Raw genomic sequence first — 13,640 nt, 5'->3', positions numbered from 1 at the left:
CATGTACGACTTTGTGTTACGGATAACGTATTGTTCTAAATGGCAAAAGGTGAATGTGTTACATTATGCAGCACCCATGTGTTACATTGTGCAGCAAATGTAACACGATTTGCAGCACTCCAATATCATGCTAACATACTGTTTTAAGGTCTGTTTCTGTGGCACAACGTGCGTACGGTGTGCATCCTGTCCCCTCGAAATCCCATGTGATGCCAGGGTCAGCCCAGCCCCTCGGCGGTTCGCAGACCGGCTCCGGTTTTTCGCGGGGCACCGGCCGCCGTGAGGCGGAACAGCATCGATCCGCGGCCCCAGATCGCGGGGCACCGTCGGCCGATGCGTAGCCAGGGGACCCTCACAGGGGCCGAACCCAGACAAGCGAGGCGGACGCGACCAGGGGTTTGCCGAGCGATCGCCATCGACTACACCGAGCCGGTTCAGAGCCCGATCAGTCCGACCGAAAGGCAAGACTATGGCGAAGTCATTGGACGTAGAACTGGCCGCGATCGGCGCGGTGGAAAGGGCAGGGCTTTTCAAGCTGCCGCTCACCCGGTTGGAGCCGCTCAGGAAGGCGGTGAAGGTCCTTGAGTTGGACGAAGTCGAGAGCCGGCTTTTGGCGTCAGCCAAAGGCGGCTTCGCCTCTGCCTCGCGCAAGCTGGAAGAGGTCGAGAAGGGGCTCACGGCGTCAGCCTGAGCCGATCACGACCGACATCTTTTCACGATGGCCGGGCAGGGCTGCCACCCTGCGCGGCCATTCGTTTTCTAGCGAGATCGAGGCGCAGCCGTCTTGGCGGTATGAAGCAAAAAAATGGGCAAGCGCTGACGCAGCCGGCGCTTGCCCATGAATGGCGATAAGGTCTCGTTTGGGGTGTTCTATTTCACCGCTGACCAGGACAGGTCACCCAGCTGATCGTCGGCGAGCCGCATCGAAAGCGAGGCCTGCGCATCGCGATCGATGGTCACCGGCCGACGTTGGAATTGTGCCTCGTGGATGATCGCGATGACGGCCGGATCATAGTCGAACAGGACAGCGATCGCGGCGAGCGACAGGTGCGTCACTGACGCCTCCAAATGTAGTCACACATGGCCGGACGTCCGCGCTGAGCGATGATGCCGTCATCAGACTGACCGCCGTTATTGCGGCGGAGCAGACGCTCGAAATCGCGAGCCTGGGCAAGGCTGATCGCAGCTGGTGATGGATGCGTTTCGCTTAGCAATTGGCAGGCGATGACGGCGTCGATGCGGGCAGGCTGGACGGCATGATGGAGGAACATGGAATGCTTCCTCGCTAAGGCAGTGACACCCACGCTTTCTCCCTCTCTCCTCTCTGGTTGACCTGGTGCGTGCGTAGCGGATCAGAGGCCCGACGATTGCCAGCTTGCAACCCCTTTTCCGGGTCGCCGCGCTAGCAGCGCCGCGGCGGGCTCGATGCCCGGCGCGGCGCTTCCCCGGCCCCAAATTTTCGGGTTAGAGAAGCGGGCCGCATAGCAGCCGATGCGGCTGGTCGAGGCGTAGCCAGGGGAGGCCCGCAGGGGCCGGACCGATGCGAGCGAGTGACCGGCCGCGCGGGGCTGGATGAACGCCTGGCGGTGGGCGTAGCGCGGCGATCAGGCAGGCGGCAGCGCCTTACCGGAAGGGGAAGGCGAGCCGGCGTGGGGGGAACCCTGCTGGTTCCCCCTACTCCACCGGTCATGAAAAAAGGCCTGCGGCGGGGCGGTGCCCGGCGCTGGCCTAGTTGCTTCCTGCCAAGGAGAGAATGGGGGCGGCGCTGGTGTGCGCCGCCCGGTAGCCAAGCAAAGGCCTTGTGCTTCAGCACGGGCAGCGGGGCCTGTGGATCGATGCGAAAAGCGTGTGTCGGCACGTTGGCTTACTTCAATGCTGCGAGAAGGTTGGATTCCCGCATCGAAGACTGGATGGACAGCGTCAGTCGGACGCAGCCGGACGACAAGAAGCGGCAGCTGCACCGGATTCAGATCGGCGATGTCGAGCCCTGTCTCACCACGAAGAACGACCGGCGCTTCACCCTGAGCCGGTCGGAAGAAAAGGCCTTGCGAAAACCGCCCCGGGGCAGCGAACAGCGTCACCGCTTCGTCTATGCTTTGAGCAGGGACAGGACAGGGTGCGACACGCCCGCTCGCGCCCACCCCAATAAAGGTGCGGCGGTTACCTTTGCGGGCATCAGGGGTTAAAGGCCCCCTATGGAACAACAAGCTCTCGTTTTCGCGCTGATCGGTGTTCTGGGGATCGGGGCGCAGTGGATCGCGTGGCGCACCGGCTGGCCCGCCATCGCGCTGATGCTGGCCGCCGGCGTCATCGCCGGGCCGATCACCGGCCTCATCATCCCCGAACACACCTTCGGCGATCTGCTCGAGCCGATGATCTCGGTCGCGGTCGCGCTGATCCTGTTCGAGGGGGGGCTGAGCCTCAACTTCCGCGAACTGCGCAAGACCGAGGGGGCGGTGACGCGGTTAATGGCGATCGGTATTCCGCTCGGCTGGGTGCTGGGGGCGCTGGCCTGCTATTATGTCGCGGGGCTGGTCTGGCCGGTGGCGATCCTGTTCGCCGGCATTTTGGTCGTGACCGGGCCGACCGTCGTCATTCCCCTCCTGCGCCAGAGCAATATCGCGGCGCGCCCGCGCGCGATCCTGAAATGGGAAGCGATCGTCAACGATCCCTTCGGCGCGTTGTGCGCGGTCATCACCTATGAATATCTGCGCCGCGTCGACGAGGGCGGCACGCTGCTCTCGGTCGTCATCGCGCTGCTCGGCGCGGCGGTGGTGTCGGGGCTGATCGGCTATGGCATGGCGCGCGCCATCGCCTGGGCGTTCCCGCGCGGCCATGTGCCCGAGTATCTGAAGGCCCCGGTGCTGCTGGTCGCGGTGATCGGCACATTCGTCCTGTCCAACCTGGTGCAGCAGGAAACCGGGCTGCTGGCGGTGACCGTCATGGGCATCGCGATCGCCAATATGCGGCTGGATTCGCTGCGCGATATTCACCCGTTCAAGGAGAATGTGACCGTCCTCCTCATCTCGGGCGTATTCGTACTGCTGTCCGCCTCGCTCGATTTCGAGGTGTTGCGCCTGTTCGAGTGGCGCTTCGCCGCCTTCCTGTTCGCGCTCCTCTTCCTCGTCCGCCCGGCGACCGTGCTGATCGCGCTGGCGTTCAGCAAGATTCCCTGGAACGAGCGGCTGCTCGTCGCCTGGATCGCGCCTCGCGGCGTCGTCGCGGTCGCGGTGTCGGGGCTGTTCGCGCTGCGCCTCGACCAGCTCGGCTATGGCAATGGCAATATCCTCGTCACCCTGTCCTTCGCCGTCGTGGTCGCGACGATCATCGCGCACGGCTTCTCCATCCGCCATGTCGCGCGCTGGCTGAAGGTGACGGGGGCGACGCAAAAGGGTCTGCTCGTCGTCGGCAGCACGCCGTGGAGCATCTCGCTCGCCCGGCAGATCCAGTCGCTGGGCCTGCCGGTGATGATCGCCGACACCAGCTGGCAGCGCCTGTCGGCCGCGCGCCAGGCGGGGATCGAGACCTATCATGGCGAGATCCTGGCCGAAACGACCGACGAGCGGCTCGACCTCACCCAGTTCCAGGTGCTGGCCGCCACCACCGAGAACGAGGCGTATAACGCGCTGGTCTGCAGCGAGTTCGCGCATGATATCGGTCGCGACTCGGTCTATCAGCTGGGCGGCACCGGCGATGACGAGGATCATCGCAGCCTGCCCGAGGCGCTGCGTGGCCGCGCGATGTTCACCGCCGGGCACGGCGTCGAGGACATTCTACGGCGCGAGGCGGCGGGCTGGACCTTTCGCAAGACGCGGATCAGCGAGCAATTCAAGTTCGACCAGGCCCGCTCGATCCTGCCCGACGAGGCGGATATGCTGTTCGTCCTGCGCAAGGACGGGCGCATCCGCTTCTTCACCCATGCCGCGCGGCCGGTGCCGCAAAGCGGCGACGTCGTCGTCTCCTATGGCCCCTCGCGCCACGGCGATCCCGACGCTACCCTGTCCTTCCAAACCGGAGAGGCCGTCGCATGACCCTGACCAAATGGAACGCGCACGCCGTGCGCCTGATCGCGGGCGCCGCAATCGGGCTTGGCCTGACCGCCTGTCAACCCGCTAGCGACCGCGCGGCGAACGACACGGCGGAGGCACCAGCCAATCTTACGGCAGAGAGCAATGCGGTGATGGCCGACAACGCCATCGCGGTGGAGGAAGAGGCCAAGAAGTCGATCATCCGCCCCGAGATCGAACCCTCACCGACCCCGACCCCGCCCGCCGAGCCGGTCGAGCGGACCATCCCCTTCCCGGCCAAGGGCACGCAGCCCGATCCGGCCGGCCTGGCGCAGCTCGACACGCTGCTCGCCGATCCGGTGCTGGCGCTGGGCGGGCCGATCACCATCTGGGGGCATAGCGATTCCGCCGGCTCGGACGCGGTCAACCTGACCGCCTCGCGCAAACGGGCCGAGGCCGTGCGCGACTATCTGGTCGAAAAGGGCGTCACGGCGGAGCGGATCACCGTCATCGCACTGGGCGAGGCGCGCCCCATCGCGCCCAACCGCAAGCTGGATGGATCGGACGATCCGGAAGGGCGCGACAAGAACCGCCGGGTCGAAATCAAGGTCGATCTGCCCACACCCGCTCCGTCTCCGCCGGCGGAGACACCAGCGGCTCGGTGAGCCGACGCGGTGAGCGAAACCCACCCCCTCCCCTTTAGGGGAGGGGGTGGGGCGCTTCGGCAAGCGCTACGCCTGTGGAGAAGCCCCACCCCAACCCCTCCCCTGAAGGGGAGGGGCGCACTTAGTCGCAACAGTGTTCGCTTTACATTTGGCGGGGATATCGCCCGCTCAGGGCTGGTTCGAGCCCGGCGCAGGCGGAGCCGCCCCGGCGGCCTTGCGCAGTTCCTCGATCTCGGCCGCCGTCTTGAAATCGAGCAGTTCGATCTGGAACACCAGATCGGCATTGGCCGGGATCGGTCCCGACGCCTGCGCACCGTAACCCAGCGCCGGTGGCACGCACAGCCGCACCACGCTGCCGCGCGCCATCAGCTGCAAGCCCTCGGAAAAGCCCGGGATCAGCCCGCCGACCGGCATCGGCGTGCGCATCGCCTGATCGAACACCGCGCCACTCGCGTTCAGATAGCCGATATAGTTGACCAGCACCGTCGCATCGGCGGCCGGCTTGGCCCCGGTCCCCGCCCGCAGCACGGTGTAACCCAGCCCCGACGGCGTGCGCATCGCGCAGCTCCGCTGCGCGGCGGGCACGATCGGCATCAGCGGCAAGGGAATGATGCCCGCCCCCGACGCCGCGCCGCCATTGGCGGGCGCGCCGGCTGGCGCGGTCTGGGCGGTCGAGGGGCTGGCGACCGGCAGCGCGGCCAGCAAGGTGGCGGCGATCGGGCGGAGGGCGAGGGGGGACATGCTCATGCCCCGGCGGTAATCGCCTTCGCCCCGTCAGATCAAGCCGGTGCCAAGGCCAATCTCCATTCCCCTCATTCCTCCCCTGCAAGGGGAGGTGGCAGGCCGAAGGCCTGACGGAGGGGTGTCCCGGTCCGAGAGATGGGACGTGGGAAACCCCTCCACCCTCCTTCCCCGGAAAAGTAGGTGAGTCGGCCTGTGTCAGTCCGACCTAGCGCCGCAGCCGCATCACCGCGCTATCCAACGCGGACAGGAAGCGCGAGCGATCCTCCTTGCCGAACGGGGGCGGCCCGCCGATCCGGTCGCCGCCCGCGCGCAGATCAGCCATGATCGCGCGTACCGCGACCGCATTGCCGATCGAACTGGTGGTGAACGGCCGGCCATTGGGCGCGATCACGGTCGCCCCCGCCTTCAGACAGCGATCGGCGAGCAATATGTCCGCCGTGATGACGATCGTCGCCGCATCCGCCCGCTCGGCGATCCAGTCATCGGCGGCATCGAAGCCATCGCCGACCACCGTCCGCGCGATCAGCGGATGCGGCGGCACGCGCAGCGGCGCATTGCTGACCACCATCACCGGCACCTCCAGTCGATAGGCGACGCGGTAGATCTCCTCCTTCACCGGACAGGCGTCGGCGTCCACCAGGATGTGCGGGCGATGTTCCATGACGGCGGCCATGCCATGACCGCCGCCCCCGGCGCAAACGCCCGCGCCGCTCCCGCGCCCCTGATGTCAAGGGATCAGCCGTTCGGCCCGCAACCGCTCGAACAGCGCGAAGAAGGCGTCGTCGGTCGGCTGGTAGCCGGTGAAGCCGAGCCGCCGGCTCTTGCTCATGTCGGTCACCACCTCGATCGGCCGCCCCAGATCGGCATCGGTATGCCAGGGCGAGGCGAGCCGAGTGAGATCGGGCTCGGCTAGCCCCTCGCGCGCGGCGATGTCGCGCCACAGATCCATATCCCCGGCCATCTGCTCGGCGAGCGGACGCACAACGCCGTCGAACGGCGCGGACTCGACGCCGAACCATTGGGCGAAGCGCGGCCACATCCACTGCCACCGGAAGACATCGCCATTGACGACGTTGAAGGCTTCGTCATGCGCCGCCTCGGTCTCCGCCGCCCAGAGCAGATGCCGCGCCAGCTGGCCGGCATCGGTCATGTCGGTCAGTCCCGACCATTGCGCGGCCGAACCGGGAAAGACGAAGGGCCGCCCGCGCTCGCGACACAGCGTCGCATAAACGGCCAGCGTCGTGCCCATGTTCATCGCATTGCCCACGGCCAGCCCGATCACGGTATGCGGGCGATGCACGCTCCAGGAAAAGCCGTCGCGTGCGGCGGCCGCGAACAGCTCGTCTTCCTGCGCATAATAGAAATTCTCGACGTCCAGCCGCCCCTGCTCCTCGCGAAACGGAGTCTGGGGCAGGGTGGCTTTGCCATAGGCCTCGAACGGGCCGAGATAGTGTTTCAGGCCGGTGACCAGCGCGACATGGCGCGGTCCCCGCGGGCGGGGCAGCGCGGCGAGCAGATTGCGTACCATCGCCCCATTGACGCGGATATTCTCCGCCTCGCTATCCTGTCGCAGCCAGGTGGTGATGAACACCGCATCGGGCGCGAGATCGCGCAGCGCGGCCTTCGTCGCGGCCGCATCCTGCAAGTCGGCGACGACCGGGCGCACGCCGGGCTGACCGGTCGGACGCCGGGCCAGCCCGTGCACGGTCCACCCCTGTTCCACCAGCAGCCGCGCCGTTGCGCTGCCGACGATCCCGCTCGCGCCCACCACCAATGCCGTCTTCGTCATGCCTGTCTCCTTGTCGGAGCCCGAGCTAGGCATGGCCGCACCGGCTTTGTAGACGGCACTATGTCCACCCCCAGGCACCAGAAGGTAACCACATGCGACCCGGAACGCCCGACGAGGCCTGGCGTGAGGATTGCGCGCCGCGCCGCGTGCTCGAACTGTTCGCGACCAAATGGACCAGCATGGTGCTCCACACGCTCCACGCCCGCCATGACGGGGTCGCGCGCACCGGCGTATTGCTGCGCAGCCTGCCGGGCATATCGAAGAAGATGCTGACCCAGACGCTGCGCGACATGGAGGCGAGCGGCCTGCTGAGCCGGCATGTCGAAAGCGTCATGCCGCCGATGGTCGAATACCGCCTGACGCCGCTGGGCCAGCGCTTCGTCGAGCCGGTGGAGCTACTCTACGCCTGGGGCCGCGCCAACCCGGACGCGCTCGACCAGCTCATTCCCCGCCCGCGTTCGCGGCGCGGGTGATCGCCGACACGCGGAGAACGTTCAGAACAGCCCGCCCGTCCCCCTCCACGGGCACCAGCGGACCGCCGGAGCCGGGCTGGCACGCCGTCAGCCACAGGGCGACCGCGTCGACGGCCATAATCCTTCTCGCCATCAACGTGGTCAAAACGGAATGGCCCCGCTGCGATAGAGAGCGATGACCTGATCCCGGTCGACACGATCGCGGCGCCGGTCGATCTCCTGATCCCCGAAGCGACGGTGCAGGGGCGCGTCGTCGACGCCCACAATCTGCTCCTGACCTTCGAATTGATGCGCCGTCAGATCATAGCGCCAATCGCCGACCGCGACCCAGAAGTGGTGCTCATAAGGCTCTGCGCTCGTCCCCATGATCAATTGCGCGTTCGAGACGCCATATCTCTCCTCGATGAGAAACAGCAGGATCAGCGAGACGCTTTCGCAGCAATTGTGCGGATAGGATGAGCGAAAGGGATAATCCAATGTCCCTTCCCGCCGGTTCACATCCAGAAAGTCCGCCAGCCTCCGGACCGATGCGTCGAGTGCGCCTTTGGAAAAGTGCGCCATCGCTGGTTTCCCTTCCGTTTGAACGACGCCCGTTACACCCGATAGGCACGCACGAACGCGGCGATATGCTCCGCCAGGAACGCCTCCTGGTCGAGCGGACGGGTCTGGGTGCCGCCCAGTTCCTGCTGATGGAAATGCGCGATGACCAAGGGCGACAACAGGCCGATCGCGGCGGTGCGCGTGCAGCCGGGGCGCATTTCGCCGCAGTCCTGATGCTGGTGCAGGCGGGTTTCGATCGCCAGGATCGTCGGCTCCAGGATTTGGAGCAGATAGGCGGGGCCGAGCCGGTCGTGGCGCAGTCCTTCGCGCAGGCCCATGGCGTGCAGCTCCGACACGCCCATCGCCAGCCCGACCATGATCGCGCGCACCAATATGTCGATCGACTCAGCAAAGGGGCGGTCGGCCAATCGCGCCTGCACCAGATGGGGTTCGCCGACAATGCGGAAATCCTCCATCACCGCGACGATCAGGTCGTCGCGCCGCCCGAAATAATGCCGCACCGTCGGCACCGTCACGCCCGCCTCGGCGGCCAGCTCGCGCAGGCTGGGCGGGGGCAGATTGCGCGCGGTCAGCCGCTCGCGAAAGCGGCGCAACAGCTCGGCGCGCTTTTCGGCATGGCCGCTGCTCCGGGCGCCCTTCGTCTTTGCCATGGCCGGCATGTGACAGAGGCACGGAGGCGGGGCAACCACCGCACCATTATTCTATTGCATGTGATATAGAATATGACATGATCGTCATGTCAGCCATGGGAGTACGGCATGAACGGGCGGTTTGGCGATATTGATCCGGGAGCGGGGCGGGACCAGGCCGGTGCGGACCGGCTGGCCGTGCTGGGCGCGGCGATCTTTCAGATCCTGACGCCGATTCTGCCGCTGCTCGGCATCGGCCGGCCAATCGGCGACCAGTCGACCTCGGTGCAGACGCTGATCACGCCCGCCGGCTGGGCCTTTTCGATCTGGTCGTTCCTCTATGCGGGATCGCTGGCCTATGCGGTCTATCAGGCGCTGCCGGCGCAGCGCGACAATCGCCTGCTGGCGGGCTTGCGCTGGCCGAGCGTCGGGGCCTTTCTCGGCAATGGCCTCTGGGCGCTCTATACCCAGCTCGACGAACTGACCTTCCTATCCGTACTGATCATCGCGACGACGCTGACCTGTCTGGTGTCCGTCTATCGCCAGTTGGCGGATGCGCCCCAACTGACTCGGGGCGAGCGATGGTTCGTCGCGCTGCCGCTGAGCGCGCTGACCGCCTGGCTGACTGCGGCCACGATCGTCAACATCGCCGCCAGCCTCAATTATCATGGTTTCGCGCCCGAGATGGATCGCACTATTCTGGCCGGTGCGGTCATCCTGACGGGCGGCGTCATCGCCTCCGCCGTAATCCGGCGGGGGGCCGGCAATCCCTGGTACGCGCTGGTCTTTCTCTGGGCATTGGCCGGGATCAACGCCCGCAGCGGACAGTTCGCGGTGATCGCCGCGAGTTGCGCCATCGCCGCGCTGGCGGTGATCGTCACCACCGTCTTCGGCCTGCGCCAGCCCTACGCGCGCGCCCACTGGTTCGGCACCACGCCCGGTCGCGAGGGCTACTGAGCATGCGCGCCGTCCCGATCCTGTTCGCGCTGCTCGTCGCCCAGCCGGCTCTTGCCCAGACCGCCGGCCATCCCGCCGGTCCGCCCGGACGCCCGGTCCCCCCTCGCGACGAGGGGTGGAGCGTGACGGTCGGCGCCGCCTTCGTCGTCAGCCCGGTCTGGCAGGGGTCGCGCGACACCGCGCTGTCGCTCTTCCCCGACCTGCGCGTCCGCTACAAGGACAGCCTCTTCGCCTCGATCCCCGACGGAGTCGGCTGGAACGCGGTCAACCGCGATGGATGGAAGGCGGGGCCGATCGGCAAGCTGCGCTTCGGCCGCAACGAGACGCGCGGCGGATCGCCCTTCCTGATCGCCGGGGGCAGTGATGCGCTGATCGGGCTGGGCAATATTGGCGCGGCGTTCGAGCTGGGCGGCTTTGTCGAGAAGCGGATCGGCGCGGTTCGCGGCCGGGTTGAGCTACGCCAGGGCTTTGGTGGGCATGAGGGCGTCGTCGCGGACCTGTCGGCCGGCTATCAGCAGCGGCTGGGTAGGACCATCGTCAGCATCGGCCCGCGCGCGAGCGTCGCCAGCATGGCGTTCATGAACACCTATTTCGGCATCGACGCCGTCCAGTCGCAGCGCAGCGGGCTGGTGCGCTATGCGACCTCGGGCGGGCTGGTCTCTTACGGCGTCGGGACCTCGGTCATCCATCCGCTGAACCGGCGCAGCGCGCTGACGCTGTTCGCTGGGGTCGACCGGCTGGGCGAAAAACCGGGCCATTCCTCACTGGTCGTCGAGCGCGGCCGACGAATGCAGGCGACCGCTGGCCTCGGCTATGGGTTCCGCTTTGGTCTATAGCAGGGCAGGCCCACGCCATGGCATAAGATCGATAATATTTCTTATGTTAAATATAAGCGATGGTTCCTCACCAATATCATAGCCCTGCATCAAAAACCTGTCCCACCCCATGGCAACCATTCCCCGCCACGCGCGTCCGGCAAGGGCAATGGGATAAGGATCGACGATGACAGGCACGGCGGTGGTGACGGGCGGCAGCGCGGGCATTGGCCTGGCGACTGCGGAGCGGCTGGCGAAGGCCGGATGGAATGTCGCGATCTTGGCGCGCGACACCCGGCGGCTGGAAGAAGCGCGGTCGATGCTCGCCAAACATGGCGGACAGGTGCTGGCGATCAGCGCCGATGTCGCCGATGCGGGCGCGGTCGATGCCGCGGCGGACCGGATCGAGCGCGAGCTGGGGCCGATCACCGCCTGGGTCAACAACGCCATGTCGACCGTGGTCGCCCCGGCCGACAAGATCAGCGCCGAGGAATATGCGCGCGTAACCGCGACCACCTATCTCAGCCAGGTGCACGGGACGCTAGCGGCGCTGCGCCATATGAAGCCGCGCCGGCGCGGCGCGATCGTCCAGGTGTCGTCGGGCCTCGGCATTCGCGCGGTGCCGCTGCAGGCCGCCTATTGCGCGGCCAAGTTCGCCGTGTCCGGCTTCACCGACTCGCTGCGTGCCGAGCTGATCGCCGACAAAGTGCCGGTCACGCTCAGCGTCGTCTATCTGCCCGCCGTCAACACGCCGCAACCCGGCTGGGCGCGCAACCATACCGGGCGCGAGCAGATCCTGCCCGATCCGCTGTTCGATCCCCGGCTCTGCGCCGAGGCGATCGTCACGGCGATCGACAAGCCGGAGCGGGAAATCTGGGTCGGCCGCTCGACCTTCCAGATGGCGGTCGCACAGGCGCTCGCCCCCGGCTTCGCCGATCGCCAGGCAGCGAGCTTCGCCGAGGATCAGTTGGGCGTTCCGATCGGCGCAAAGCCCGGCAACCTGACCGAGCCGGTCCCCGGCCCCGCGCGGATCGATGGCGATGCGACCGACCGCGCGATCGATAGCCGTCGCGAATTCTTCACGTCGCGCCAGCGCGACCTGTTCAAGCTGGGCATAGCCTCGGGCCTGGCGGGGGTCGGTGCGCTCGCGGGATGGGGTGTCTCGCGCCTCACGCTCCCACGTAAATCCTGATCGACCAAGGAGCCATTCCGATGACCGACCCGACCATACAGACCCGCCAGCGCGAGATCGCGACCGAGCATCTGCTGTTCAAGACGATGGAATATGTTGAGGCGCAGCATCCCGGCCTGCTCGACTTCCTGGAATCCAGCCTCGACCATCTGGGCGACCCGACCCACGGCGCGGACAAGGATGACGATGCGGTGCGCGACATCGCCCGCCGCATGATCACCGGCGCGCGCCGCCAGGGCGTCTAAGCCCTCGCCATGGCCCTGCACTTCGTGGGTTTTCGCGGCGACGAATATACCCCCGCGGTGCAGGTTTTCGGCCAACCCGACTTCATCCACATCGGCTGGGACCGCTGGGCCAAGGCGGAGGTGTTCCCGGGCGATGTCGCCATCTTCGCCACCGGCACGGCGGAGGACGAACCGTCCGCCTACAGCTATCCCGATATCCGCGAGGGATAGGCCCCTGCCCTGTCGGTTCGAGACCGCTGCGGACGGTTTCGATGCGATGGTGTCGACCGCACCCATATTCCAGTTGGATTGGCCAACGCGAGCATCCTCATGCCGCTTTCCATTTCACCGGGATACGAAGATAGGTGACGCCGTTCGCCTCGGCCTTATCGAAATGACCCGCGCGAATATTGACCTGGATCGAGGGCAGCAGCAGCCTGGGCACGGATAGCCCGGCGTCGCGCCGCTCGCGCATAGTGACGAACGTGTCCTCGGTCACGCCGTCATGAACGTGAACGCTCGACCGGCGCTGATCGCCCACCGTCGTCTCCCAGCGATAGTCGTCGCGACCCGGCGCCTTGTAATCGTGACACAGGAACAGCCGCGTCGCGTCCGGCAGCGCCAGCAACCGGCGGATCGACCGGTAAAGCGTACGCGCGTCTCCACCGGGGAAGTCCGCACGAGCGGTGCCATAGTCGGGCATGAACAGCGTATCGCCGACGAACGCCGCATCGCCGATCCGATAGGCGACATCTGCGGGCGTGTGGCCGGGGACGTGCAGCACCTCGACCTCCAACGCGCCGATCGCGAAACGCTCCCCATCCTCGAACAATCGGTCGAAGTCCGATCCATCCGTCTTCAGGTTGTCCATCGCAAATACGGGGCGGAAAATCTTCTGCACGTCGCGGATATGCGCGCCGATCCCGATCCAGGCACCGGTCTGCGCCTTGATGAAGGGGGCGGCCGACAGGTGATCGGCATGGGCGTGCGTCTCCAGCACCATCGCGATCCGCCAGTCCTGCGCGCGGGCGAAGGCGACGATGCGTTCGGCCGAGCGCGTATCGGCGACGCCGCTCGCCATGTCGAAGTCGAGCACCGGGTCGATCACCGCCGCGGTCCGCGTCGCAGGGTCGCCGACAAGATAGCTGCTCGTGTTGGTCGGCTCGTCGAAGAACGCCTCGATGAGGGGCTGGGTCATGATTTCCTCCGTTAGCGCTTGCTAATATATTAGATGATGCTACATAAGCAATATCTAATGGAGTTATGACGATGCTCAAACCGCCGATGGACTTGGCGACCTTCGAGGCGAGGGCCGGACAGGTCGCCGACACGCTGAAGGCGATCGGCAATGCGCGGCGGTTGATGCTGTTGTGCAAGCTGGTCGAGCATGGCGAAGTGACGGTCGGCGACCTGGCCCGCGATGTCGGCCTGTCGCAATCGGCCTGTTCTCAGCACCTCGCCAGGATGCGCGACGAAGGGCTCGTCACCTACCGGCGGGAGAGCCAGACGCTCTGGTACGCCATCGCGGACACCCGCGTCCAAACGCTGCTCGCCACCCTCTATCAGCTCTATTGCAAGGATTGA

At 66.4% G+C, this 13,640-nt stretch carries 20 protein-coding genes; 11 read left to right on the top strand and 9 right to left on the bottom strand.

The window, feature by feature from the left end:
* Positions 1-469: 469 nt before the first annotated feature.
* On the top strand, positions 470-691 hold the full coding sequence (locus GGR48_RS11165; protein WP_183952024.1) for a hypothetical protein: 222 nt from the start codon (positions 470-472) through the stop codon (positions 689-691).
* A gap of 179 nt (positions 692-870) precedes the next feature.
* Here the strand turns inward: GGR48_RS11165 and GGR48_RS11160 are convergent, their stop codons facing one another.
* Positions 871-1,056, bottom strand: coding sequence for a hypothetical protein (locus GGR48_RS11160; protein WP_183951986.1), 186 nt, complete (start codon positions 1,054-1,056; stop codon positions 871-873).
* Positions 1,053-1,271 (bottom strand): hypothetical protein, encoded by a 219-nt coding sequence (locus GGR48_RS11155; protein WP_183951985.1) that lies wholly within the window; start codon positions 1,269-1,271, stop codon positions 1,053-1,055. The genes GGR48_RS11160 and GGR48_RS11155 overlap by 4 nt, the downstream gene beginning before the upstream one ends.
* 588 nt (positions 1,272-1,859) lie before the next feature.
* Here GGR48_RS11155 and GGR48_RS11150 point away from each other — a divergent pair.
* Genes GGR48_RS11150 through GGR48_RS11140 form a run of 3 tightly spaced genes read left to right on the top strand, consistent with a single transcriptional unit; the run spans position 1,860 to position 4,672 of the window.
* Complete coding sequence (locus GGR48_RS11150; protein WP_221211485.1) at positions 1,860-2,186, top strand: hypothetical protein; 327 nt, start codon at positions 1,860-1,862, stop codon at positions 2,184-2,186.
* A 9-nt stretch (positions 2,187-2,195) separates the two neighbouring features.
* Positions 2,196-4,031 (top strand): cation:proton antiporter, encoded by a 1,836-nt coding sequence (locus tag GGR48_RS11145; RefSeq protein ID WP_183951983.1) that lies wholly within the window; start codon positions 2,196-2,198, stop codon positions 4,029-4,031.
* Positions 4,028-4,672 (top strand): OmpA family protein, encoded by a 645-nt coding sequence (locus GGR48_RS11140; protein WP_183951982.1) that lies wholly within the window; start codon positions 4,028-4,030, stop codon positions 4,670-4,672. The genes GGR48_RS11145 and GGR48_RS11140 overlap by 4 nt, the downstream gene beginning before the upstream one ends.
* A gap of 168 nt (positions 4,673-4,840) precedes the next feature.
* On the opposite strand, the gene GGR48_RS11135 is transcribed toward GGR48_RS11140, so the two are convergent.
* The 3 genes from GGR48_RS11135 to GGR48_RS11125 all read right to left on the bottom strand — a co-directional run bounded on the left by GGR48_RS11135 (position 4,841) and on the right by GGR48_RS11125 (position 7,205).
* Entirely contained in the window at positions 4,841-5,419 is a 579-nt protein-coding gene (locus tag GGR48_RS11135) for an FKBP-type peptidyl-prolyl cis-trans isomerase (RefSeq protein WP_183951981.1), read from the bottom strand.
* Between the two features lie 202 nt (positions 5,420-5,621).
* Entirely contained in the window at positions 5,622-6,089 is a 468-nt protein-coding gene (locus GGR48_RS11130) for a YaiI/YqxD family protein (RefSeq protein ID WP_240456056.1), read from the bottom strand.
* 54 nt (positions 6,090-6,143) lie between these two features.
* Complete coding sequence (locus GGR48_RS11125; RefSeq protein ID WP_183951980.1) at positions 6,144-7,205, bottom strand: SDR family oxidoreductase; 1,062 nt, start codon at positions 7,203-7,205, stop codon at positions 6,144-6,146.
* 92 nt (positions 7,206-7,297) lie between these two features.
* Here GGR48_RS11125 and GGR48_RS11120 point away from each other — a divergent pair, with 92 nt between their 5' ends.
* Positions 7,298-7,678, top strand: coding sequence for a winged helix-turn-helix transcriptional regulator (locus tag GGR48_RS11120; protein ID WP_183951979.1), 381 nt, complete (start codon positions 7,298-7,300; stop codon positions 7,676-7,678).
* Here GGR48_RS11120 and GGR48_RS17930 read toward each other — a convergent pair.
* The 3 genes from GGR48_RS17930 to GGR48_RS11110 are packed head-to-tail and all read right to left on the bottom strand — an operon-like array spanning position 7,647 to position 8,889.
* On the bottom strand, positions 7,647-7,811 hold the full coding sequence (locus GGR48_RS17930) for a hypothetical protein (protein WP_221211484.1): 165 nt from the start codon (positions 7,809-7,811) through the stop codon (positions 7,647-7,649). The two genes, GGR48_RS11120 and GGR48_RS17930, sit on opposite strands and share 32 nt — an antisense overlap.
* Before the next feature lie 8 nt (positions 7,812-7,819).
* Positions 7,820-8,239, bottom strand: a complete 420-nt coding sequence (locus GGR48_RS11115) for a hypothetical protein (protein WP_183951978.1) — start codon at positions 8,237-8,239, stop codon at positions 7,820-7,822.
* A gap of 32 nt (positions 8,240-8,271) precedes the next feature.
* The gene (locus tag GGR48_RS11110; RefSeq protein WP_183951977.1) at positions 8,272-8,889 is read right to left on the bottom strand and encodes a TetR/AcrR family transcriptional regulator; all 618 of its coding nucleotides are present in this window, start codon (positions 8,887-8,889) and stop codon (positions 8,272-8,274) included.
* A 108-nt stretch (positions 8,890-8,997) separates the two neighbouring features.
* On the opposite strand from GGR48_RS11110, the gene GGR48_RS11105 reads away from it, so the two are divergent.
* From GGR48_RS11105 to GGR48_RS11085, 5 genes are all read left to right on the top strand, one after another.
* The gene (locus tag GGR48_RS11105; protein WP_183951976.1) at positions 8,998-9,825 is read left to right on the top strand and encodes a hypothetical protein; all 828 of its coding nucleotides are present in this window, start codon (positions 8,998-9,000) and stop codon (positions 9,823-9,825) included.
* A 2-nt stretch (positions 9,826-9,827) separates the two neighbouring features.
* A complete protein-coding gene (locus GGR48_RS11100) occupies positions 9,828-10,661 on the top strand; it encodes a MipA/OmpV family protein (RefSeq protein WP_183951975.1) in 834 nt (277 codons plus the stop codon).
* Between the two features lie 166 nt (positions 10,662-10,827).
* Positions 10,828-11,832, top strand: coding sequence for an SDR family oxidoreductase (locus GGR48_RS11095; protein ID WP_183951974.1), 1,005 nt, complete (start codon positions 10,828-10,830; stop codon positions 11,830-11,832).
* Between the two features lie 20 nt (positions 11,833-11,852).
* On the top strand, positions 11,853-12,077 hold the full coding sequence (locus tag GGR48_RS11090; protein ID WP_183951973.1) for a hypothetical protein: 225 nt from the start codon (positions 11,853-11,855) through the stop codon (positions 12,075-12,077).
* Positions 12,078-12,086: 9 nt separating this feature from the next.
* On the top strand, positions 12,087-12,287 hold the full coding sequence (locus GGR48_RS11085) for a hypothetical protein (protein WP_183951972.1): 201 nt from the start codon (positions 12,087-12,089) through the stop codon (positions 12,285-12,287).
* Between the two features lie 97 nt (positions 12,288-12,384).
* On the opposite strand, the gene GGR48_RS11080 is transcribed toward GGR48_RS11085, so the two are convergent.
* Positions 12,385-13,254 (bottom strand): MBL fold metallo-hydrolase, encoded by an 870-nt coding sequence (locus GGR48_RS11080; RefSeq protein WP_183951971.1) that lies wholly within the window; start codon positions 13,252-13,254, stop codon positions 12,385-12,387.
* Between the two features lie 71 nt (positions 13,255-13,325).
* Between GGR48_RS11080 and GGR48_RS11075 the strand changes: the two genes are divergently transcribed.
* Positions 13,326-13,640 (top strand): ArsR/SmtB family transcription factor, encoded by a 315-nt coding sequence (locus GGR48_RS11075; RefSeq protein ID WP_183952019.1) that lies wholly within the window; start codon positions 13,326-13,328, stop codon positions 13,638-13,640.

The organism is Sphingomonas pseudosanguinis (assembly GCF_014196255.1).
Taxonomy (GTDB): Bacteria; Pseudomonadota; Alphaproteobacteria; order Sphingomonadales; family Sphingomonadaceae; genus Sphingomonas; species Sphingomonas pseudosanguinis.
The sequence above is the reverse complement of the archived record's forward strand: the minus strand, read 5'-3'. Positions and strand labels throughout refer to the sequence as shown.

Excerpts from the sequence above, each read along its gene's own strand:
- GGR48_RS11165 (WP_183952024.1), top strand. The coding sequence starts at position 470 with ATGGCGAAGTCATTGGACGTAGAACTGGCCGCGATCGGCGCGGTGGAA.
- GGR48_RS11155 (WP_183951985.1), bottom strand. The coding sequence starts at position 1,271 with ATGTTCCTCCATCATGCCGTCCAGCCTGCCCGCATCGACGCCGTCATC.
- GGR48_RS11145 (WP_183951983.1), top strand. The coding sequence starts at position 2,196 with ATGGAACAACAAGCTCTCGTTTTCGCGCTGATCGGTGTTCTGGGGATC.
- GGR48_RS11140 (WP_183951982.1), top strand. The coding sequence starts at position 4,028 with ATGACCCTGACCAAATGGAACGCGCACGCCGTGCGCCTGATCGCGGGC.
- GGR48_RS11135 (WP_183951981.1), bottom strand. The coding sequence starts at position 5,419 with ATGAGCATGTCCCCCCTCGCCCTCCGCCCGATCGCCGCCACCTTGCTG.
- GGR48_RS11130 (WP_240456056.1), bottom strand. The coding sequence starts at position 6,089 with ATGGCCGCCGTCATGGAACATCGCCCGCACATCCTGGTGGACGCCGAC.
- GGR48_RS11125 (WP_183951980.1), bottom strand. The coding sequence starts at position 7,205 with ATGACGAAGACGGCATTGGTGGTGGGCGCGAGCGGGATCGTCGGCAGC.
- GGR48_RS11120 (WP_183951979.1), top strand. The coding sequence starts at position 7,298 with ATGCGACCCGGAACGCCCGACGAGGCCTGGCGTGAGGATTGCGCGCCG.
- GGR48_RS17930 (WP_221211484.1), bottom strand. The coding sequence starts at position 7,811 with ATGGCGAGAAGGATTATGGCCGTCGACGCGGTCGCCCTGTGGCTGACG.
- GGR48_RS11115 (WP_183951978.1), bottom strand. The coding sequence starts at position 8,239 with ATGGCGCACTTTTCCAAAGGCGCACTCGACGCATCGGTCCGGAGGCTG.
- GGR48_RS11110 (WP_183951977.1), bottom strand. The coding sequence starts at position 8,889 with ATGGCAAAGACGAAGGGCGCCCGGAGCAGCGGCCATGCCGAAAAGCGC.
- GGR48_RS11105 (WP_183951976.1), top strand. The coding sequence starts at position 8,998 with ATGAACGGGCGGTTTGGCGATATTGATCCGGGAGCGGGGCGGGACCAG.
- GGR48_RS11100 (WP_183951975.1), top strand. The coding sequence starts at position 9,828 with ATGCGCGCCGTCCCGATCCTGTTCGCGCTGCTCGTCGCCCAGCCGGCT.
- GGR48_RS11095 (WP_183951974.1), top strand. The coding sequence starts at position 10,828 with ATGACAGGCACGGCGGTGGTGACGGGCGGCAGCGCGGGCATTGGCCTG.
- GGR48_RS11090 (WP_183951973.1), top strand. The coding sequence starts at position 11,853 with ATGACCGACCCGACCATACAGACCCGCCAGCGCGAGATCGCGACCGAG.
- GGR48_RS11085 (WP_183951972.1), top strand. The coding sequence starts at position 12,087 with ATGGCCCTGCACTTCGTGGGTTTTCGCGGCGACGAATATACCCCCGCG.
- GGR48_RS11080 (WP_183951971.1), bottom strand. The coding sequence starts at position 13,254 with ATGACCCAGCCCCTCATCGAGGCGTTCTTCGACGAGCCGACCAACACG.
- GGR48_RS11075 (WP_183952019.1), top strand. The coding sequence starts at position 13,326 with ATGCTCAAACCGCCGATGGACTTGGCGACCTTCGAGGCGAGGGCCGGA.